This is a genomic window from Streptomyces sp. 35G-GA-8 (genome assembly GCF_023534745.1).
Classification (GTDB): domain Bacteria; phylum Actinomycetota; class Actinomycetes; order Streptomycetales; family Streptomycetaceae; genus Streptomyces.
Genome location: NZ_JAMHJQ010000009.1, coordinates 405,214 through 426,132 on the forward strand (window position 1 = coordinate 405,214; position 20,919 = coordinate 426,132).

Sequence of the window (20,919 nt, forward strand, 5' to 3'; positions counted from 1 at the left end):
CCCCGCCACCCGGGGGACACGGGAGGAATCGCGGAACCGGAGCCCCGCCCGTCCCGTCCCACGGGTATGCCGAAGCAGCGGATCACCCCACTCACCACTGTCACAGCCGTCACTACCGTCGCTCTGCTCACACTGACCGCCTGCGGTACGGAGTCCGGCAAGGGCTCGGGCTCCGGCGCCGGCGCGGGCTCCGGCGGAGAGGTACGGACCGAGACCGCCCTCACCGATGTGCGCTGGAACGTCGACAGCGTGACCGTCGGCGGCCGGAAGACCGCCGCCCCCGCCGGTGCCAGCGTGGAGATCGACTCCCAGGGGCGGGCCAGCGCGAAGACGGGCTGCAACTCCATCGGCGCGGACGTCACCGTCGAGGGCGACACGGTCACCGTGGGCAAGAAGCAGACCACGATGATCGGCTGTCCGAAGGAGCTGGAGACCTTCGAGAAGGCGCTGGACGGCGCGTTCTCCGGCAAGCTCAAGGCCACTGTCCAGGACAAGAGGCTCACGCTCACCACCGCCGACGGCGACGCGATCGCCCTCACCTCCGAGCCCCCCGCGCCCCTCGTGGGCACCGAGTGGACCGTCGACGCGCTGGCCCAGGGCGCCACCGCGACCTCCCTGCCCAAGGGGACGGACGGCAAGGCGCGTTTCACGTTCCGTGAGGACGGCAAGGACCTGTCCATGGAGGGCAGCCTCGGCTGCAACTCCTTCAGCGCGACCGCGCGGCTCTCCGAGTCCGCGTCCGGTGCCCCGGCCACCCTCACGATCGGCCGGGTCAGCTCCACCCGCAAGCTCTGCCCGGGGCCCGAAATGACCCTGGAACGCCAGGTTCAGAAGGTGCTGGAGGGCAAGGTCTCCTATGAGCTGCGTCACCGCGGGCTGACCCTCAGGGCCGCCGACGGCCAGGGACTGAGCGCCACCGCGCCCGCCCCGGGGAAGTAGTACGGGGGCCGGCGGGGGGCCGGTCCGTATCCCCAATTCGGACCAGTGGTCGATCTCGCCTACACTCGGTGGCGTGCCTCGTGGTGATGGACGACTCAACCACGACCTGCTCCCCGGAGAGAAAGGCCCCCAGGACGCTTGTGGCGTCTTCGGAGTCTGGGCCCCGGGCGAAGAGGTCGCCAAGCTCACCTATTTCGGACTGTATGCCCTGCAGCACCGTGGACAGGAGTCCGCGGGCATCGCAGTGAGCAATGGGTCCCAGATCCTGGTTTTCAAGGACATGGGCCTGGTCTCGCAGGTCTTCGACGAAACCTCCCTCAGCTCGCTCCTCGGCCATATCGCGGTGGGCCATGCCCGCTACTCCACCACCGGAGCCTCGGTGTGGGAGAACGCGCAGCCGACCTTCCGGGCCACGGGCCACGGTTCCATCGCGCTCGGCCACAACGGCAATCTGGTCAATACCGCCCAGCTCGCCGAGATGGTCGCCGATCTGCCCAAGGAGAACGGCCGGACGACCCGGGTCGCCGCCACCAATGACACCGACCTGGTCACGGCGCTGCTCGCCAGTCAGGTCGACGAGGACGGCAAGCCCCTCACGGTCGAGGACGCCGCCGCCAAGGTGCTGCCCGACGTCAAGGGCGCCTTCTCGTTCGTCTTCATGGACGAGCACACCCTCTACGCCGCCCGCGACCCCCAGGGCATCCGCCCGCTGGTCCTCGGCCGGCTCGAACGTGGCTGGGTCGTCGCCTCCGAGGGCGCCGCTCTGGACATCTGCGGCGCCTCGTACGTCCGGGAGATCGAGCCCGGCGAGCTGATCGCCATCGACGAGAACGGTCTCCGTTCGCAGCGATTCGCGGAAGCGAAGCCCAAGGGCTGTGTCTTCGAGTATGTCTATCTGGCCCGTCCTGATACGGACATCGCCGGGCGGAATGTCTATCTGTCCCGGGTCGAAATGGGGCGGAAACTCGCCAAGGAAGCTCCGGTCGAGGCGGATCTGGTCATAGCGACGCCGGAGTCCGGCACCCCGGCCGCGATCGGCTACGCGGAGGCCAGCGGCATCCCGTACGGCTCGGGCCTGGTCAAGAACGCCTATGTCGGCCGGACCTTCATCCAGCCGTCCCAGACCATCCGCCAGCTGGGCATCCGTCTCAAGCTGAACCCGCTGAAGGAAGTCATCCGGGGCAAGCGTCTGGTTGTCGTCGACGACTCGATCGTCCGCGGCAACACCCAGCGCGCCCTGGTCAAGATGCTCCGTGAGGCGGGCGCCGCCGAGGTCCATATCCGGATCTCGTCGCCGCCGGTGAAGTGGCCGTGCTTCTTCGGGATAGATTTCGCCACCCGCGCCGAGCTGATCGCCAACGGCATGACGGTCGAGGAGATCGGCGTCTCCATGGGGGCCGACTCCCTCGCGTACATCTCCCTCGACGGGATGATCGAGGCGACGACCATCGCCAAGCCGAATCTCTGCCGCGCCTGCTTCGACGGCGAGTACCCGATGGATCTTCCCGACCCCGAGCTCCTCGGCAAGCAGCTGCTGGAGACCGAGCTGGCGGCGGGCCCGGCCAACACCGCCGCCACGGACGCGCTCCGCCGCCCGTAGCCGCCCGCGCCCCTCCCCGCCCGTGACCGTCCGTCCCCCAGACGACCGCAAGACGACAGGAAAGTACCCAGCCATGTCCGAAACGACTACTGGTGCCAGCTATGCCGCCGCGGGCGTCGACATCGAAGCCGGTGACCGCGCCGTCGAGCTGATGAAGGAGTGGGTGAAGAAGACCCGGCGCCCCGAGGTCCTCGGCGGCCTCGGCGGCTTCGCCGGCCTCTTCGACGCCTCCGCCCTCAAGCGCTACGAGCGCCCGCTGCTCGCCTCCGCCACCGACGGGGTCGGTACGAAGGTCGATCTCGCGCGCAAGATGGGCGTGTACGACACGATCGGTCACGATCTGGTCGGCATGGTCGTCGACGACCTGGTGGTCTGCGGCGCCGAGCCCCTTTTCATGACCGACTACATCTGTGTCGGCAAGGTCCACCCCGAGCGGGTCGCCGCCATCGTCAAGGGCATCGCCGAAGGCTGTGTGCTGGCCGGCTGTGCCCTGGTCGGCGGCGAGACCGCCGAGCACCCCGGACTGCTCGGCGAGGACGACTTCGATGTCGCGGGCGCCGGTACGGGCGTGGTCGAGGCGGACCGGCTGCTCGGCGCGGATCGTATCCGTACGGGTGACGCGGTGATCGCCATGGCGTCCTCCGGTCTTCACTCCAACGGGTACTCGCTGGTCCGGCACGTGGTCTTCGACCGGGCCGGCTGGTCGCTCGACCGCGAGGTCGCGGAGTTCGGCCGCACCCTCGGCGAGGAGCTGCTCGAACCGACCAAGATCTACTCACTGGACTGTCTGGCGCTCACCAGGACCACCGAGGTGCACGCGTTCAGCCACATCACCGGCGGCGGTCTGGCGGCCAATCTGGCCCGGGTGATCCCCGAGGGACTGCACGCCACGGTGGACCGCTCGACCTGGACGCCCGGCGCGGTCTTCGACGTCATCGGCACGGCGGGCCGGGTGGAGCGCCTGGAGCTGGAGAGGACGCTGAACATGGGCGTGGGCATGATGGCCGTCGTCCCGGCGGAGTCGGCCGGCGCCGCGCTCACCACGCTCGCCGACCGAGGGGTGGACGCCTGGATCGCCGGAGAGATCACCGAGCGGGCCGGCCACTCCACCGGTGCCACGCTGACCGGTGACTACGCGGGCTGAGTGCGGGCGGACCCGTCCTGCCTCAGGCCGCCCCCGGCACCGTAGGAGACCGTCCGGCAGCGGACAGCACAGAACCCGGTCCCGGACTACCGCCCAGGACCGGGCAATGAGCTACTGCTCGGGGTATATCGACGTATAAGGACGTCAAGCGCCGCGGCGCCGCGTCGAGGGTCCGGACTCGTCGTCCTCGTCCTCGTCGTCGTTGTAACGATCCGCGTACTGTGCGTACGGGTCATCTTCCTCGTCGTCATCCTCGAACGGCTCCGCGTTCGGTGGTTGACTTGAAGGCGATGCGCCCAGCTCGTTGGCCAGACGCGACAGGTCAGTCCCGCCGCTGTTGTACTTCAGCTGGCGGGCGACCTTCGTCTGCTTGGCCTTGGCCCGGCCGCGCCCCATGGCTCGACCCCCTCGGTGACGGGGCTCGACGGCCCCAGAGTCTTGACACGCGTTCATGAATCAGAACGAGCTCTCCGCGGAGAGACCCGTCCGTAGGGCTTCAACGGTACCTGCTTCCGCGGCCATACGGTACGCCGCCCGCATGACGCGCCTTGGCGCAGGACCAACGAGGTGCCCCGTCCTCGCTGGTCAGCTGCGATTTTAACCTCTTCTCGCCGGGCGACCCGCCGACCGGCGTGAGTCTGGTCTCCCGAACGGTCCCCCGCGCGGTCCCGCGTACGTCACGCCGGCCTCTCGGGCGGTCAGCGGTGGCGGGCTTCCGCCATCCTGTGCTCGGCGATCCTGTCCGCCGCGGCGGCCGGCGGAATACCGTCCTCCTTCGCACGTGCGAATATCGCCAGCGCGGTGTCGAAGATCTTGGCCGCCTTCGCGTGGCACCGGTCGAAGTCGAACCCGTTCAGTTCGTCGGCGACCTGGATCACCCCGCCGGCGTTCACCACGTAGTCGGGCGCGTAGAGGATCCCGCGGTCCGAGAGGTCCTTCTCGACACCGGGGTGGGCGAGCTGGTTGTTGGCCGCTCCGCAGACCACGGCCGCGGTGAGGACCGGTACGGACTCGTCGTTCAGCGCGCCGCCGAGCGCGCACGGGGCGTAGATGTCCATGCCCGCGGTGCGGATCAGCGTGTCGTTGTCGGCGACGACGGCGACCTGTGGGTGGCGGTCGGTGATGCGGGTGACCGACTCTTCCCGTACGTCCGTGATGACGACCTGCGCGCCGTCCTGGAGCAGATGCTCCACGAGGTGCCGCCCGACCTTGCCGACGCCCGCGACCCCGACCGTGCGGCCGCGCAGCGACGGGTCGCCCCACAGGTGCCGCGCGCTCGCCCGCATGCCCTGGAAGACCCCGAAGGCCGTCAGGACCGACGAGTCGCCCGCCCCGCCGTTCTCCGGGGACCGTCCCGTGGTCCACCGGCACTCGCGCGCCACGACGTCCATGTCCGCGACGTACGTGCCGACATCGCAGGCGGTGACGTACCGGCCGCCGAGCGAGGCCACGGCCCGGCCGTAGGCGAGCAGCAGCTCGGTCCTTCTGTCGCCCTCGAACTGCGCGGAGTCCCCGATGATCACGGCTTTGCCGCCGCCGTGGTCGAGCCCGGCCAGGGCGTTCTTGTACGACATGCCCCGGGAGAGGTTCAGCGCGTCGGCGACGGCCTCTTCCTCGGACGCGTAGGGATAGAAACGGGTGCCGCCCAGGGCGGGGCCCAGGGCGGTCGAATGGATGGCGATAACGGCCTTGAGGCCGCTGGCACGGTCCTGGCAGAGCACGACTTGCTCGTGGCCTCCCTGCTCCGAACGGAACAGGGTGTGCAGTACGTCGACAGGAGCGCCGGTCACATCGGTCACTGTGGTGACTCCCAAGTACGAAGCGGCGGTGGGCGGGCCCCTCCTGCTGGGTGGGGGAGGGACCCGTTGAAGGGTGGAGCGGTCGAGCAAGCAAGAGAGTAATTCCTGTGGGGGCGCGGATCAGCCGCAGTGCCGAGGATCACCCCCTTGTGGGGTACAGGCATGGGACGATGCGCCGCATGCCTGCGGTGTCTTCAGTTCTCGTCCCTTACGCGTCCTACCTGCGGGTCTACGAGCCGCTTGCAGCCTTCGCCGAGCCCGAACGGGGTCATTGGCGACGCTACGCCGCCCGGGACGGGACGCCGACCGCACAGGACGAACTACGGCGCTCCCTGGCCGACTTGCTGCCCACCCCGCCGGTGCCCGTGCCGGTGCACGAGAGCGCGGACGCCTTCATCACCGAGGTGGACGGTGTGGTGTGCGTCTGTCCCTGGCGCACCCGGCTGCGCGGCTGGCTGGCGCTGGAGGAACTGGGCGAACTGCTGCCGGTACCGCTCCTGGACGCGGTGCTGCCGCCGGTGGTGCGCGGGCAGGCGGCGAAGGACTACGAGCGCTGGCGGGACAGCAACCCGGACGCGCGGCCGTGGATCCGGACGGCGGTCTGGCAGGTGCCGGTGCGCTGGTTCACCCTCTTCTCCGACGACGAGCGCACTTTTGAGCCAGGTGGGGCGGTGCCGGGAGGCACCGGATCGGACGCGACCGAATCGAATGGGGCCGGACCTGGCGGCGCGCGGGTGCTGCGGTACCGGACCCCGATGGTGCAGGCCCGGCGCCGGCTGGCCCGCTCGCTGAAGACCCTGCGGGACACCCTGGACGACGGCCCGCTGATCGACGGCCTGGTGGACGTGGGGCGCTGGCTGGAGGAGTTCCACCCGCGCTCACTGGTCGAACTGGACTACGGAGGTCTGGTGCACGTACTGTCCTGCGCTCAGCTCGCCGAGGACCACTCGGCGGCCGATGTGGCGGCGGCGATCACGGCGCTGCGGGACGGGGACGACGAGGGTGCCGGGGAGGCGTACGGACGGCTCACGGAGCGATGGCGGGCGGTCCGGGACCGCCAGTTCGCGAACTGAGTTCCCCCGCGTTCATCCTCCGTCTCCCTTCCCGACTCCCGCGAGGCGGAGAGTGACGGGCGGTGCGCAGGTGAGAACGGGCGCCGAAACGGGCAGTGTCCGGGCCCTTACGGGCGGTGAACGGGGCCTAGGGCGGAGGTCCCGATCCGGGCCTTTGCCTCAAGCGTGACGGACCGCACTAACGGGGCTCTTGCGCCCATCGCCTACCCTCGTGTCAAAATAGGACAAGGAGTCCGGGGAGGGTTCCTTCCGCCCAAGTGTGGGCGGAACGCTCAGCATTGCACTCTATATGGGGGGTCTGTTGACTCCTGATCGCTCTGTGACTGATCGTATCTGTGACGTGACTGTCCGCTATGGCATGGTCCATCGGCTTCCGCCACTGATGAACACCTCAGAGGGCAATTCCATCGGTTTGGCCGACGTGGCTGGACGGATGGTGTAGTTGTAGTGCCGAGGACAAGCCGTTCGTCCTATAACCGACTCGGCCCGCGTCCGCCATTTCGGGCAACGCGGGTCAAGGTGCAGAATTTAGAGGAAAGAACCGAGATGGTTCGGTTCTCCCGAGGAGGCCGCTCATGACCGCTCGCACCCCTGATGCCGAGCCGCTGCTGACCCCGGCTGAGGTTGCCACGATGTTCCGCGTGGACCCGAAGACGGTCACTCGCTGGGCAAAAGCCGGCAAGCTCACGTCCATCCGCACGCTCGGTGGGCATCGCCGGTATCGCGAGGCAGAGGTCCGCGCACTGCTTGCGGGTATTCCGCAGCAGCGCAGCGAGGCCTGAACAACCCAGTAAGGCTCATTAGGGCTCAACTACAAGCAGGGCACTGCCGGGTCCCCCAAACTCGGTCGTCCCGACCCATAGCTCCATACGACGGGCGCCTGCCCCAACAGGCCCCATGCCCTCGCATCACGGGGTAAGTCGTCGATCGCGCTGGACTCCGCCGGGTCCAGCGCGATCTTTTTTGTGCGCCGGGGAGGCGGTGTCCCGGCCCTGTTGGGGCGCTGTGTGGACGGTGTCGAAGGTGCCTCCGGAGGGGTTCGGGAGAGAGTGCAATTGCACATATTAAATTGGTGGATTGTAGGTGGGGTGTAAGCGCCGTCATTCCAGAAACTCATTCGGTGACTAGCGTCACACCACCAAGGACTTGCCAAGAGTGGGAGCGCTACCGAATGGATCACGCTCATACGGTCGGTCACGGAGCGGAGGTGGCCTGGTCCTCGGCTAACTCGTCGTCCAGGAAGCACTCTTCGAGAAAGAGATCGTCGTTCGCCGAGGACTCCATGGCGAGCCGCTGGAGGCGATGACAGATCGGGCAGTATCCGGTGCGATGCGGATGGCCGGACGCGGCCGCCAGATGGGCGCGCAACAGCGCGCGGGTCTCATGCCTCGTCGTCGATGCCGTCACGCACACCACCCCCGGTGCGGGCCCGTGGATGCGGTGAGCGTGGGGCCCTTCTGCTTAGGTACCCCCGGCCGTTGGCGTCGTCAAGGAGATGCGGCCCGGGCCCGGTGGATTTGGGTACGCCATTACTGCGGCGTGACCAGGGCGTCGACGGCGCTTGCCGTATGCAATGGGGTCACCTGTGCACGGGGGTGGTGAGAGAGAGAGGGGGGCAACGGAAAAGCCCGCATCCGGTGTGGATGCGGGCTCCTCTGTACTGCGACTGCGGTCCTGACGGGATTTGAACCCGCGGCCTCCACCTTGACAGGGTGGCGAGCACTCCAAACTGCTCCACAGGACCAGGTTTCGCTGCCCCGTACCGGCGGCTGCGAGACGAGACTCTACAGCAGCTCGCGGGGTCCGGTCGAACTCACTCCCCGCGCACCCTCCGCCATGAACGCGTTACGGCGCCGCCGCGTCGATCGCCTTGATGATGCGCTTGTCCGAGACGGGCTGCGCGGTGCCCAGGGCGTGCGCGAAGTAGCTCACCCGCAGCTCCTCGATCATCCAGCGGATGTCCAGCACCTGCTGGGGCACCGGTCGTCCCCGCGGGAGCTGTTCGAGCAGCCAGGCGTACTCGTCCCGCATCTCATGGACCTTCTCCATGCGTGTGGTGTCGCGCTGGACGTTCGTCGGCATCTGCTGGAGCCGGCGGTCCGCCGCGACGAGATAGCGCATCAGGTCGGGCAGCCGGCGCAGCCCGGTGCGGGTGACGAAGCCGGCCGGTACGAGGGCCGCCAGCTGGTCCCTGACGTCCTGGACGTTGTTGATCAGTGTCGGACTGCCCGTGGCCTTCAAACGGCGCTCACAGGCCTGCCAGGCGGCCAGGATCTGCTGGACCTGTCCGATGGTCCGCACGGTCGCGTCGACGAGATCGGCGCGCACCTTGTCGTACAGCTTCCGGAACGATTCCTCGTCCCAGGCCGGACCCCCGTGGTCCGCGATCAGCTTGTCGGCGGCGGCCATGGCGCAGTCGTCGAACAGCGCCTGGACGGAGCCGTGCGGATTGCGGGAGAGCGCCAGCTTCTGCTGGTTGGTGAGCTTGTCGGAGGCGAACTTCGCCGGGTTCACCGGGATGTTCAGCAGGATCAGCCGGCGCGTACCCGCCCACATCGCCTGCCGCTGCTCCGCCTCGGTGTCGAAGAGCCGTACGGCCACGGTCGCGCCCTGATCGACCAGCGCCGGGTACGCCTTGACGGGCTGGCCGGCCCGCCGGGTCTCGAAGACCCGGGAGAGCGTGCCGATCGTCCACTCCGTCAGGCCCGTACGTTCGATCGCCTCGCCGCCCGAGCGCTCGGCGGTGGCCGCGGCGGCCTTGGAGAGCGCCTGACGGGCCTTGGGGCGCAACTGGAGCTTGAGCGCCTCCAGGTCTTTCCCCTCGGCGTGTTCGGCGATCTTGCGGCGCCGCTCGTCGACGATGCGGAACGTGACCCTGAGATGGTCGGGCATCCGGGCGGGGTCGAAGTCGTCGGCCGTGACCGGCACCCCGACCATCCGCTGGAGCTCGCGGGCCAGGGTCACCGGCAGCGGCTCCTGAAGGGGCACGGCCCGCTCCAGGAACGCCTTGGCGTAGTTCGGCGCGGGCACGTAGTGGCGGCGGATCGGCTTGGGCAGCGAGCGGATCAGCTCCATGACCACCTGCTCGCGCAGGCCCGGGATCTGCCAGTCGAAGCCTTCGGAGGTGACCTGGTTGAGCACCTGGAGCGGGACATGGACGGTCACGCCGTCCGCGTCCGTACCCGGCTCGAACTGGTACGTCACGCGGAACTTGAGCGGTCCCTGGCGCCAGGAGTCCGGGTAGTCGTCCTTGGTGACGGAGCCGGCCTTCTCGTTGATGAGCATCGAGCGCTCGAAGTCGAGGAGGTCCGGCTCCTCGCGGCGTCTCTTCTTCCACCAGGAGTCGAAGTGCGCGCCGGAGACCACCTCGTCCGGCACCCGCCGGTCGTAGAAGTCGTAGAGCGTCTCGTCGTCCACGAGGATGTCGCGGCGCCGGGCGCGGTGCTCCAACTCCTCAACCTCGCCCAGGAGTTTGCGATTGTCATGGAAGAACTGGTGGTGCGTGCGCCAGTCGCCCTCGACCAGCGCGTGGCGGATGAACAGCTCCCGGGATGCCTCGGGGTCGATTCGGCCGAAATTCACCTTGCGCTGGGCGACGATCGGTACTCCGTAGAGCGTCACCTTCTCGTACGCCATCACGGCCGCCATGTCCTTCTCCCAGTGCGGCTCGCTGTAGGTGTGCTTGAGGAGATGGCCGGCAAGGGGCTCGATCCACTCGGGCTCGATCTTCGCGTTGACCCGCGCCCAGAGCCGGGAGGTCTCCACCAGCTCGGCGGACATGAGGAAGCGCGGCGGCTTCTTGAACAGCGCCGAGCCGGGGAACACCGCGAACTTCGCGCTGCGGGCGCCCAGATACTCGTTCTTGGCGGTGTTTTTCCCACCCTCCCCCCCGGCGTTCTTCACATCCTTCATCCCGATGTGCGAGAGGAGCCCGGCCAGCAGCGACACGTGGATGGACTGGTCCGCCGCGTCCTCCTCGTTGAGATGGATGCCCATCTGCTTGGCGACCGTACGCAGCTGGGAGTAGATGTCCTGCCACTCGCGGATCCGCAGGAAGTTCAGATACTCCGACTTGCACATCCGGCGGAAGGCCGAGGAGGACAGCGTCTTCTGCTGCTCCCTGATGTAGCGCCAGAGATTGATGAAGGCCAGGAAGTCGGACGTCTCGTCCTTGAAGCGGGCGTGCTGCTGGTCGGCCTGGGTCTGCTTGTCGACGGGCCGCTCGCGCGGGTCCTGGATGGAGAGCGCGGCGGCGATCACCATCACTTCGCGTACGCAGCCGTTGCGGTCGGCCTCGATGACCATCCGGGCCAGCCGCGGGTCCACGGGCAGCTGGGAGAGCTTGCGGCCGAGCGGGGTGAGCCGCTTCTTCGGGTCCTTCTGCGCGGCCTGCGACGGGTCGAACGCGCCCAGCTCCTGGAGCAGCTGCACACCGTCGCGGATATTGCGGTGGTCCGGCGGATCGATGAAGGGGAACTTCTCGATGTCGCCGAGCCCGGCCGCGGTCATCTGGAGGATGACGGACGCCAGATTCGTACGGAGGATCTCGGCGTCGGTGAACTCCGGGCGCGACTCGAAGTCCTCCTCGGAGTAGAGCCGGACGCAGATGCCGTCCGAGGTACGGCCGCAGCGGCCCTTGCGCTGGTTGGCGCTGGCCTGGGAGATCTTCTCGATCGGCAGCCGCTGGACCTTGGTGCGGTGGCTGTAGCGGGAGATCCGGGCGTTGCCCGGGTCGATCACGTACTTGATGCCGGGGACGGTCAGCGAGGTCTCGGCGACATTCGTCGCGAGCACGATCCGGCGTCCGCTGTGTTTCTGGAACACCCGGTTCTGCTCGGCGTGCGAGAGCCGGGCGTAGAGCGGCAGAACCTCGGTGTTCCGGTGCTGAAGCTTCTCCAGGGCGTCGGCGGTGTCGCGGATCTCACGCTCGCCGGAGAGAAAGACCAGAATGTCGCCGGGGCCCTCGCCCTGGAGTTCGTCCACGGCTTCGGAGATCGCGGTGATCTGGTCGCGGTCGCCCTCCTCGCCGTCCTCCTCCAGCAGGGGCCGGTAGCGGACCTCGACCGGGTACGTACGGCCCGAGACCTCCACGATGGGCGCGTCCGCGAAGTGCCGGGAGAAACGTTCCGGGTCGATGGTCGCGGAGGTGATGACGACCTTGAGGTCGGGGCGTCTGGGGAGCAGCTGGGCGAGATACCCCAGCAGGAAGTCGATGTTGAGGCTGCGCTCATGGGCCTCGTCGATGATGATCGTGTCGTACGCGAGCAGCTCGCGGTCCGTCTGGACCTCGGCGAGCAGGATGCCGTCCGTCATCAGCTTGACGAACGTCGCGTCCTGATCGACCTGATCGGTGAAACGGACCTTCCAGCCGACCGCCTCGCCCAGCGGCGTGTCCAGCTCCTCCGCGACCCGTTCCGCGACCGTACGGGCGGCGATCCGGCGTGGCTGGGTGTGCCCGATCATGCCGCGGACACCGCGGCCCAGCTCCAGACAGATCTTGGGGATCTGGGTCGTCTTGCCCGACCCGGTCTCCCCGGCGACGATCACGACCTGGTGGTCGCGTATCGCCTCCAGGATCAGGTCCTTCTTCTGGCTGACGGGCAGCTGCTCGGGGTACGAGACGGCGGGCATCCGTCCGGCGCGCAGCCGCGTCCGCTCGGCGGCCTTCTCGGCCTGACCCGCGATCTCGTCCAGCACGGCCTGCCGCGCGTCGGGCTTACGGATGCGGCGTGCGCCTTCGAGACGGCGGCCGAGCCGCTGCGCGTCACGCAGCGGGACGTCGGCCAGCAGGGTCTGGAGGTCGGCGAAGGAAGTAGACATACCTGGCCCAGGATCTCACCCGCGGCTCGGGAGTGGCGAACCCATTTCGGCGGCGGATCCGGCGCGGCGGCACGGCGGGGCGGAGGGCCGTATTGCCCGAGGGGAATGAGCACCCCTTACGATGCGAGACAGGTGCCCCGTACCCCGTACCTGGTCCTTCCGCTTCACCCGTCCCCGCGCCAGTCGTCCCGTACCACCCGTCCCGCGCCACTCGTCCCGTACCGCCGTCGCCCGGAGAGGTTCACCTGATGCCCCGCGTGCCCGTCGGAAGCAGGCGCCGCCGCTTCGTGGGTGTGGGCATGGGCGGGGCGCTGCTGGGGATGCTGGTCGCGCTGCTGTTCTGTCTCCCGTCGGCCGCGGCGTCGGACTTCGTGTCGGCTTCCCCGCCGGCCGCCGGGACCGTCGAGACGGTTGTCGCTGCCGGGACCGCCGGGACCGAGACGGTTACGGGCGCCGACGGGTACGGCGGTCCGACTCCGGGCTGCGGGCGCGGCGACCGGGACGACGCCGGCACCCCGCCTCTCGCCCCCGCGCGCGGCGGCTTCGCCCATGAACTGCTGCCCGCGCTGAACGACGCCCGCGACACCGCCGGCGCGTGGGGCATCGCTCAGGCCGTGCTCGCCGTGATACCCGACCGCGGGCCGCCGCCGGTCGCCGCGCCCTCTCCGATCGATCTCTCCGTACTGCTGCGCGTATAGGGGCCGACCGCGTCCGCCGCTTTCGTCCCCCTTTTTTCACGGATCCATTTCACGGATCGCAACGGAGAGCCGGTCACCCATGTCCGCACAGCCTTCCCGTATGTCCTCCCGCCGTGCCGTCGCCATCGGCGCCGGTGTCGTGGCCGCCGCCGCCCTGCTCGGCGTCGTCTCGTACACCGCGACCAAACCCGCCACCACCACGTCGGACGCCGCCACCAGCGTCACGTCCGGGGAAAGCCCGGTCGCCGAGGTCTCCGCGGAGCCGCAGGCCGGGGTCTACCCCGAGCTGGCCGAGCTCGCCCGCCGCGACGGTGCGGACCCCCTCGCCGTCGGCCGCGCGGACGCGCCGGTCGTCCTGATCGAGTACGCCGACTTCAAGTGCGGCTACTGCGGCAAGTTCGCCCGCGACACCGAGCCCGGCCTCATGGAGAAGTACGTCAAGAAGGGCACCCTGCGCATCGAATGGCGCAACTACCCGCTCTTCGGAGAGGAGTCGGAGGCCGCCGCCCACGCCGGCTGGGCCGCCGGACAGCAGGGCCGCTTCTGGGAGTTCCACTCGGCCGCGTACGCCGAGGGCTCGAAGGAGAAGGGCTTCGGCGACGACCGGCTCGAAGCGCTCGCCCGGGAGGCCGGGGTGAAGGACCTGGAGCGGTTCCATCGCGACCGCGCCGGGGACGCCGCCGCGGCGGCCGTACGGAAGGACAAGGAGGAGGCGTTCGGCCTCGGCGCCACAGCCACCCCGTCCTTCCTCATCAACGGCCGCCCCATCGCCGGCGCGCAGCCGGACGAGACCTTCACCCGGGCCATCGAGTCGGCGAAAGCCGCGGCGGACGCGGCCACGAACGCCCCCGAGACCGGGAAGAGCGGCACGGCGGGTACGGACGGCAAGGAGAACCGATGACCGACATCGGGTACCCGGTCGCCCTGATCGGCGGCCTCCTCGCGCTGCTCAGTCCGTGCAGCGCCCTGCTCCTGCCCGCGTTCTTCGCGTACTCCATCGACTCGGCCGGCCGGCTCCTGGCCCGAACCGGCATCTTCTACCTCGGCCTCGCGACCACACTCGTCCCGCTGGGCGCCGCCGGTTCCTTCGCCGGCCGGCTCTTCTACGGGCACCGCGATCTGCTGGTCACCACCGGCGGCTGGCTGATCATCGCGTTCGGGGTCGCCCAGATCATCGGCATGGGCTTCGCCTCGCGCCGTATGGCCGCGCTGTCGGGCCGGATCCGGCCGACGACCGCGCTGTCCGTGTACGCCCTCGGCATGGTCTACGGGCTCGCCGGCTTCTGCGCGGGGCCGATCCTGGGCAGCGTGCTGACCGTGGCGGCGCTGAGCGGCAGTCCGGCCTACGGCGGGCTGCTGCTCGCGGTGTACGCGCTCGGCATGGCCGTACCGCTGTTCCTGCTCGCCCTGCTCTGGGAACGGTTCGAGCTCGGCGGCCGGCGGTGGCTGCGCGGCCGGGCCTTCCGGCTGGGACGCTTCGAGCTGCACACGACCTCGCTGCTCTCGGGGCTCTTCTTCCTCGTCCTGGGCGTGGTCTTCCTCGCCTTCGACGGGACGACGGCGCTGCCGGGGCTGCTCTCGGTCGACGACTCCTTCGCCACCGAGCAGTGGGCGCGCGGGATCGGGGCGGCGATCCCGGACTGGGCGCTGCTGGGAGGGGTGGTGCTGGTGGTGGCGGTGATCACACTGGTGCGCTGGTCCCGGTCCCGGGGCCGTGACGACCGCGACGAGTGTGCTGAGCCTGCTGGGCGTGCCGAGCCGGTCCGTAACGAGACGGGAGCATGAGAAAGCCCCCCGCCGAGAATCTCGGTGGGGGGCTACCGCCCTTATGGGCCGAAGTGGCTGGGGCCGGGATCGAACCGGCGACCTATCGCTTTTCAGGCGATCGCTCGTACCAACTGAGCTACCCAGCCACGCAACCTCAACGGCTGCAGCGGTCCTGACGGGATTTGAACCCGCGGCCTCCACCTTGACAGGGTGGCGAGCACTCCAAACTGCTCCACAGGACCAAGCAATGTGCGAGCACTAGTCTCGCACACGGTGTTGCGTGCCCCCAACGGGATTCGAACCCGTGCTACCGCCTTGAAAGGGCGGCGTCCTGGGCCACTAGACGATGAGGGCTAAGGGCCCGCCTGGGCGCTTTGCAGCGCGTCGGGGACGTGAGAAGCATATGGGATGGGCAGAGCTATCGCCAAAACGGTTTAGGGAGCGGGCAGGGGGACGTCCGGCGGGGTGGGCGAGGGTGGCCCGGCGCCGGGTGCGGGCGGGGCGGCGCCCGGCGTGCGTGAGGGGGAGCCGGTCGGCGGTGCCGGGGAGCCGGTGCCCGACGACGGTCCCGTACCGCCCGTGCCCGACGGATCCGGGCTGGGCGAGGCCCCGGCGCCCGGTGTAACGATCTCCTGCGGAAGATGGCGGCTGACCTCGGCGGTCGTCAGCCCCAGCCCGCCGAGGGTGATCTCGTCCCAGGCCTGGAGCCGCTTGGTCGTCCGGTCCAGATAGAGCACGGACATCTGCACCTTCTCCGGGGTCTCGTTCTGCACGGCGCGCAGCCCGCCGCCGCCCGTGGAGCCCTCGATCTTCAGCCGGGTTCCGTGCGGCAGCATCTGCGTCTCGCGGTGGTGGATATGGCCGGAGAGGGCCAGCGGGACGAGACCGTCGGTCTCCCGGGCGGCCACCGGGTTGTGGGCGACCGCGATGTGCACGGGCGTGCCGGCCCGCTGCTGGTCGCGCAGTGCCGAGGCGAGCCGGATGCCCGTCATGCGTTCGGCCGGGTCGCCCTGGGCCTCCACCGAGCGGTCGGGGGTGAACTGCGGATCGCCGCTGCCCGCCACCCGTACCCCCGCGACGGTGACGGCCCGGCCCTCGTCCAGGACCCGGACGTTCTTCATGCGCCGCAGATACTCCTGGGTGCCGCGCGAGTCGTGGTTGCCGCGCACCCAGACGTACGGGACGTCCAGATCGGCGATCGGGTCGAGGAAGGTGTTCTCGGCGGAGGCGCCGTGGTCCATGGTGTCGCCGGAGTCGATGATCATGTGGATCCCGTACTGCTCGACGAGGGAGCCGATGATGTGCCAGGCCGCCGGGTTGAGATGGATGTCCGAGACATGCAGGACCCGGAGGGTGGCCGGGTCCGGCTGGAAGGTCGGGAGCGTCGAGGCGGCGTCGTACAGCTTGGTCACGTTGGTGACCAGCCGCGCCAACTCCTTCTGGTAGACGTTGAAATCGTTCACGATCGAGCGCGCGCTGCCGACCACCTGCGGGGCGGAGGAGAGCAGTCCGGAGAACCGGGGCTCCAGTACCGACTTGGGGTTCCAGGTGGCGTACGCGCCGACACCCGAGGCGGCGAGCAGCGTGAGCGCCAGCCCGCCGGCGACAAGGGCGCGGCGGGGGCGGCGGTAGACGGCGAGCCCGAGGGCGGTGGCTCCGGAGACGACGGCGACGACGGACCGTACGGCCAGCTCGGTGGTGCCGTCCATGACGTCGTGGCTGACCTCGCCCTGGAGACCGGAGAGCCGCTCGGGGTGCTCGACGAGCGCCTGGGACCGTACGGGGTCCAGCTGGTCCACATCGACGTCGAGGCGGATGGGGGCGGTGTGCGTGCTCAGCTCCAGCGCGCCCAGCGGAGAGACATTGATCTTGGTGCCGCCGGTCAGGGACGGACGCAGCGTCATCTTGGTGTCCATCGGACCGACCGGGGTCTTGACGCTGCCGACGATCAGCAGCCCGAGCCAGGCGCCGAGGAGGACGACCGCGAACAGCCCGAGCGCGCGGGCGTAGGGGTGCGGGGAGTGGACCAGGGCGCTGGTGGGCGCGTCACGGCTGGAACTGAGATGGCCCTGGATGCGGGTGAGAGAGGTACGGAACGGGAAGCGTGGTACATCACGGGCCATTGATCGCGTATGCCCACGATGAGGGCCTGCCATGCCTGCCTGCCGCCATCAGGAGTAGCGGGAGCACGGGAGTGCGGGAGCACGGGAGTGGTGGGCGGGGCTCAGCCCCAGCCCAGCTCGTGCAGCCGGTCGTCCGCGATGCCGAAGTGGTGGGCGATCTCATGGACGACGGTCACGGAGACCTCGTGCACCACCTCCTCGGGGGTCTCGCAGTAGCGCAGGGTCGGCCCCATGTAGATGGAGATGCGGTCGGGCAGCACCCCGGCGTACCACTCGCCGCGGTCCGTGAGCGGAGTCCCCTCGTAGAGCCCCAGCAGCTCGGGGTCGGACGCGTCGGGTTCGTCCTCGACGAAGACGGCGACGTTGTCCATGACTTTGGTCAGCTCCGGTGGGATCTGATCAAGGGCCTGGCTCACCAGCTCTTCGAAGGTCTCGCGTGTCATCTCCAGCACATCGCCATTGTCCAGCAGAGTCCGGCGGAACGGCCCCCGCCTTCCGGACGCGCGGGTGCGGGATGTGCGCCGGGCGTGTCCCCGGCGGGGAAAAGGGAGTTGAACAGTGAAAGCCTTCCCCCGCCGTCGGCGGGGAGACCCGTTCCGCGCCCCCGGAGGTGCCACTCGTGCGCCAGTTGTCCGCCCCAGGCCGATTCGCCGTCTGGATCGTCACGTCACTGGCGGTCGCGGCCTCCACAGGCTGCATGAGCGTCGGTGAGGACGAAGGGAAGCCGGCGCCCTCGCGGTCGGCGGAGGGCAGGGGCGCCGCGGCCCAGCCCGACGGCGTCACGGGCGAGGGCGCCGGGGCCGGTGAGCCCTACGCCTGGCAGGGCCGTACGGAGAGCGGCGACCCGGAGCCGGGCGGCGCGGACGACGAGGGGGAGGAGGACCGGGACGGGAAGGGCGAGGACAAGGGAACGGACGACAGGGGTGATACGGGGGGCAACGGCGCTTCGCCGAGTGCCAGTTCCGCCGTCACACCCTCGCCCGAGCCCTCGAAGGGCACGCGTCCGACGCCCGGGAAGCCGGTGCCGCCGGGCGGCGGGCCCGTACCGCCCAAGGAGCCCACGCGCACGGCGCCGCCCGCCTCCCCGCCGCCTGAGCCCCCGGACCCGGAACCGCAGCCCGAGCCGGAGCCGGAGCCACCGGAGCAGCCGTCCGCGTCCCCGGCGGCGGATGTCCGTGCGGGCGCGAGGTCGCCCGGCGACGGGACGGGGATGCGGAAGGAGCCGGCGGCGTCGCCGCAGCTCGGGCCGGTGTGAGCGAGGTCGCGGCGGAGGCGGTTTGCCTAAGAGGGGGGAGGGTGCGTATGGTAGTAGATCGTTTGATCATTGCCCGGCGCCGACACAGAAGAGCGCCGCGTGGCGCGTACTCTCCCTTGCCGTGGCTGACCGCATTGAGGCGGTCGATTTGCGAATCACGGAGTTTGGGCGCGTGCCGAGACTCCGGAAGGTTTCGCATTTCGCATGTCCATTTCCAGTACTGACCACGCCGTCATGCCCGAGAACGAGTCCCCCGAGACGGTCGCCGACGTGACCGCCGAGATCGTCGAGAGCGCGGAGGCCGTCGTGGCCCCCGAGACGGCCACCGAGGCCCCCGAGGCCACCGGGATTGACGAGACCTTCGAGGCCGACGAGGCGTCAGGCGCCGACGAGGCCCCCGGGCTCAGCTTCGGCGATCTGGGCCTCCCGGACGGCATCGTCCGCAAGCTCGGCCAGAACGGTGTCACCGCACCCTTCCCGATCCAGGCCGCGACCATCCCGGACGCGCTGGCGGGCAAGGACATCCTGGGCCGAGGCCGTACCGGCTCCGGCAAGACCCTCTCCTTCGGTCTGCCGCTGCTGGCCACGCTCGCCGGCGGCCACACCGAGAAGAAGAAGCCCCGCGGTGTCATCCTCACCCCGACCCGCGAGCTGGCGATGCAGGTCGCGGACGCCCTCCAGCCGTACGGCGATGTGCTCGGCCTGAAGATGAAGGTCGTCTGCGGCGGTACGTCGATGGGCAACCAGATCTACGCGCTGGAGCGCGGGGTCGACATCCTCGTCGCCACCCCGGGCCGGCTGCGCGACATCATCAACCGCGGTGCCTGCTCGCTTGAGCAGGTCCAGATCGCGATCCTCGACGAGGCCGACCAGATGTCGGACCTGGGCTTCCTGCCCGAGGTCACCGAGCTGCTCGACCTGGTGCCCGCGGGCGGTCAGCGCATGCTCTTCTCCGCCACGATGGAGAACGAGATCAGCACGCTGGTCAAGCGCTACCTGTCCAACCCGGTCAGCCACGAGGTCGACAGCGCCCAGGGCAATGTCACGACCATGACGCACCACGTGCTCGTCGTGAAGCCGAAGGACAAGGCCCCGGTCACCGCGGCGATCGCCGCGCGCAAGGGCCGCACGATCATCTTCGTACGGACGCAGCTGGGCGCCGACCGTATCGCCGAGCAGCTGCGCGACTCCGGTGTGAAGGCCGACGCGCTGCACGGCGGTATGACGCAGGGCGCGCGGACCCGGACGCTGGCCGACTTCAAGGACGGTTACGTCAACGCGCTGGTCGCCACCGATGTCGCCGCGCGCGGTATCCACGTGGACGGCATCGACCTCGTGCTGAACGTGGACCCGGCCGGGGACCACAAGGACTATCTGCACCGCTCGGGCCGTACGGCGCGGGCCGGCAAGTCCGGTGTCGTCGTCTCGCTGGCGCTGCCGCACCAGCGCCGCCAGATCTTCCGGCTGATGGAGGACGCGGGCGTGGACGCCTCGCGCCACATGGTCGGTGGAGCCGGTGCGTTCGACCCGGAGGTCGCCGAGATCACGGGTGCCCGTTCGCTCACCGAGGTCCAGGCGGACTCGGCGAACAACGCGGCCAAGCAGGCCGAGCGCGAGGCCGCCGAGCTGGCCAAGCAGCTGGAGCGGGTCCAGCGCCGCGCCGCCGAACTGCGCGAGGAGGCCGAGCGCCTGGTCGCCCGTGCGGCGCGCGAGCGGGGCGACGACCCGGAGGCGGCGGTGGCCGAGGTGGCCGCCGAGGCCGAGCGCGCGGTCGAGGAGGCAGCGGCTGCCGCCGCGGCCGCCGTACCGGCGCAGCGCGAGGAGCGCAGGGACGACCGGGGCAACTTCGGTCGCCGCGACGACCGCGGCGAGCGCAGCGGCCGGGGCGGCGCGCGGGGCTACACGCCGCGCGACGACCGTGCTGCCGAGCGCGGCGCGGAGCGCGGTGGTGACCGTGGCGGGTTCCAGCGCCGCGACGACCGCGGTGGCTTCCGCCGGGACGAGCGCAGGGACGACCGAGGCGGTGACCGCGGTGGCTTCCAGCGCCGTGACGACCGCCGTGACGACCGTGGCGGCGAGCGGGGCGGGTTCAACCGTGACCGCCGTGACGACCGTGGCGGTGACCGCGGCGGGTTCCAGCGCCGTGACGACCGTGGTGCCGAGCGCGGTGGCTTCAACCGCGACCGTCGTGACGACCGTAACGACCGTGGCGGCGAGCGCCGTGACGACCGCGGTGGCCGCTCCTTCGAGCGCCGTGACCACCGTGGCAGCGACCGCCCGTTCAACCGCGACCGCCGCGACGACCGCCCGTCGAGCGGCTTCCGCTCCGGCGGCCACGACCGCCCCTCCACCCGCCGTGACGACCACCGGGGCGGCACGACGGGCACCGGCACCGGCTCCTTCGGCCGCCGCGACGACAAGCCGCGCTGGAAGCGCAACGGCTGACCTTCGCAACGGCTGATCGTCCGGCCTGACGCACGACCAGGGCCCGTGCCCCACCCCCGAGGTGGCGCACGGGCCCTGGCCGCGTCCGAGGGGGCCTGCGGCCTCCGCGGCTCCGCGGCTCCGAGGTTACGGACATATCCCGTCCACCCAGGGCCCACGAAGACCGCCTCCGGCCACCCTGCCGGACACCTCCCCCACGAACCGCGCAGACACCCGCGCCGACGCGCGACATACCCACGACGGGATACCCGATCGG

General features: G+C 70.0%; 16 protein-coding genes and 4 tRNA genes. 10 read left to right on the forward strand and 10 right to left on the reverse strand.

Translation table 11 applies throughout. The features are described from left to right. Nucleotides 1-66 precede the first annotated feature (66 nt). From M1203_RS22960 to purM, 3 genes are all read left to right on the forward strand, one after another. Nucleotides 67-939: an META domain-containing protein gene (locus M1203_RS22960; protein WP_249951647.1), complete on the forward strand. Its 873-nt coding sequence runs from the start codon at nt 67-69 to the stop codon at nt 937-939. 73 nt (nt 940-1,012) lie between these two features. Next, nucleotides 1,013-2,539: an amidophosphoribosyltransferase gene (gene purF / locus M1203_RS22965; RefSeq protein WP_249951648.1), complete on the forward strand. Its 1,527-nt coding sequence runs from the start codon at nt 1,013-1,015 to the stop codon at nt 2,537-2,539. 73 nt (nt 2,540-2,612) lie between these two features. After that, the gene (gene purM / locus M1203_RS22970) at nt 2,613-3,683 is read left to right on the forward strand and encodes a phosphoribosylformylglycinamidine cyclo-ligase (RefSeq protein ID WP_249951649.1); all 1,071 of its coding nucleotides are present in this window, start codon (nt 2,613-2,615) and stop codon (nt 3,681-3,683) included. Between the two features lie 144 nt (nt 3,684-3,827). Here purM and M1203_RS22975 read toward each other — a convergent pair whose 3' ends face one another. Both M1203_RS22975 and M1203_RS22980 read right to left on the reverse strand, forming a co-directional pair. Further along, nucleotides 3,828-4,079 carry a DUF3073 domain-containing protein gene (locus tag M1203_RS22975; RefSeq protein WP_030350036.1) on the reverse strand — a complete coding sequence of 84 codons (252 nt, stop codon included), beginning with the start codon at nt 4,077-4,079 and terminating at the stop codon, nt 3,828-3,830. Nucleotides 4,080-4,381: 302 nt separating this feature from the next. Then, entirely contained in the window at nt 4,382-5,482 is a 1,101-nt protein-coding gene (locus M1203_RS22980; protein ID WP_249951650.1) for a Glu/Leu/Phe/Val dehydrogenase dimerization domain-containing protein, read from the reverse strand. Nucleotides 5,483-5,661: 179 nt separating this feature from the next. Between M1203_RS22980 and M1203_RS22985 the strand changes: the two genes are divergently transcribed. Beyond that, complete coding sequence (locus M1203_RS22985; RefSeq protein WP_249951651.1) at nt 5,662-6,555, forward strand: hypothetical protein; 894 nt, start codon at nt 5,662-5,664, stop codon at nt 6,553-6,555. 575 nt (nt 6,556-7,130) lie between these two features. Continuing rightward, nucleotides 7,131-7,337, forward strand: coding sequence for a developmental transcriptional regulator BldC (bldC, locus tag M1203_RS22990; RefSeq protein WP_003949541.1), 207 nt, complete (start codon nt 7,131-7,133; stop codon nt 7,335-7,337). Nucleotides 7,338-7,749: 412 nt separating this feature from the next. On the opposite strand, the gene M1203_RS22995 is transcribed toward bldC, so the two are convergent. The 3 genes from M1203_RS22995 to hrpA all read right to left on the reverse strand — a co-directional run bounded on the left by M1203_RS22995 (nt 7,750) and on the right by hrpA (nt 12,375). Beyond that, nucleotides 7,750-7,962, reverse strand: a complete 213-nt coding sequence (locus M1203_RS22995; RefSeq protein WP_249951652.1) for a DUF6274 family protein — start codon at nt 7,960-7,962, stop codon at nt 7,750-7,752. A gap of 262 nt (nt 7,963-8,224) precedes the next feature. Further along, nucleotides 8,225-8,299, reverse strand: a tRNA-Asp gene (locus tag M1203_RS23000). 101 nt (nt 8,300-8,400) lie between these two features. After that, nucleotides 8,401-12,375, reverse strand: coding sequence for an ATP-dependent RNA helicase HrpA (gene hrpA / locus M1203_RS23005; RefSeq protein ID WP_249951653.1), 3,975 nt, complete (start codon nt 12,373-12,375; stop codon nt 8,401-8,403). A 248-nt stretch (nt 12,376-12,623) separates the two neighbouring features. On the opposite strand from hrpA, the gene M1203_RS23010 reads away from it, so the two are divergent. The 3 genes from M1203_RS23010 to M1203_RS23020 all read left to right on the forward strand — a co-directional run bounded on the left by M1203_RS23010 (nt 12,624) and on the right by M1203_RS23020 (nt 14,858). After that, the gene (locus M1203_RS23010) at nt 12,624-13,073 is read left to right on the forward strand and encodes a hypothetical protein (RefSeq protein WP_249951654.1); all 450 of its coding nucleotides are present in this window, start codon (nt 12,624-12,626) and stop codon (nt 13,071-13,073) included. Nucleotides 13,074-13,173: 100 nt separating this feature from the next. Continuing rightward, nucleotides 13,174-13,974 carry a thioredoxin domain-containing protein gene (locus M1203_RS23015; protein WP_249951655.1) on the forward strand — a complete coding sequence of 267 codons (801 nt, stop codon included), beginning with the start codon at nt 13,174-13,176 and terminating at the stop codon, nt 13,972-13,974. Then, the gene (locus M1203_RS23020) at nt 13,971-14,858 is read left to right on the forward strand and encodes a cytochrome c biogenesis CcdA family protein (RefSeq protein ID WP_249951656.1); all 888 of its coding nucleotides are present in this window, start codon (nt 13,971-13,973) and stop codon (nt 14,856-14,858) included. Before M1203_RS23015 ends, M1203_RS23020 begins: the two co-directional genes overlap by 4 nt. Nucleotides 14,859-14,912: 54 nt before the next feature. Here M1203_RS23020 and M1203_RS23025 read toward each other — a convergent pair. The 5 genes from M1203_RS23025 to M1203_RS23045 all read right to left on the reverse strand — a co-directional run bounded on the left by M1203_RS23025 (nt 14,913) and on the right by M1203_RS23045 (nt 17,415). Next, nucleotides 14,913-14,986: transfer RNA gene (locus tag M1203_RS23025), tRNA-Phe, on the reverse strand. Nucleotides 14,987-15,007: 21 nt separating this feature from the next. Beyond that, nucleotides 15,008-15,082, reverse strand: a tRNA-Asp gene (locus tag M1203_RS23030). A 39-nt stretch (nt 15,083-15,121) separates the two neighbouring features. Further along, a tRNA-Glu gene (locus M1203_RS23035) sits at nt 15,122-15,194 on the reverse strand. A gap of 80 nt (nt 15,195-15,274) precedes the next feature. Then, nucleotides 15,275-16,996: a metallophosphoesterase gene (locus M1203_RS23040; protein ID WP_374403700.1), complete on the reverse strand. Its 1,722-nt coding sequence runs from the start codon at nt 16,994-16,996 to the stop codon at nt 15,275-15,277. Between the two features lie 68 nt (nt 16,997-17,064). Continuing rightward, a complete protein-coding gene (locus M1203_RS23045; protein WP_249951658.1) occupies nt 17,065-17,415 on the reverse strand; it encodes a metallopeptidase family protein in 351 nt (116 codons plus the stop codon). 167 nt (nt 17,416-17,582) lie between these two features. On the opposite strand from M1203_RS23045, the gene M1203_RS23050 reads away from it, so the two are divergent. Further along, on the forward strand, nt 17,583-18,218 hold the full coding sequence (locus tag M1203_RS23050) for a hypothetical protein (RefSeq protein WP_249951659.1): 636 nt from the start codon (nt 17,583-17,585) through the stop codon (nt 18,216-18,218). A 204-nt stretch (nt 18,219-18,422) separates the two neighbouring features. Further along, complete coding sequence (locus tag M1203_RS23055) at nt 18,423-20,663, forward strand: DEAD/DEAH box helicase (RefSeq protein WP_249951660.1); 2,241 nt, start codon at nt 18,423-18,425, stop codon at nt 20,661-20,663. Nucleotides 20,664-20,919: the final 256 nt, after the last annotated feature.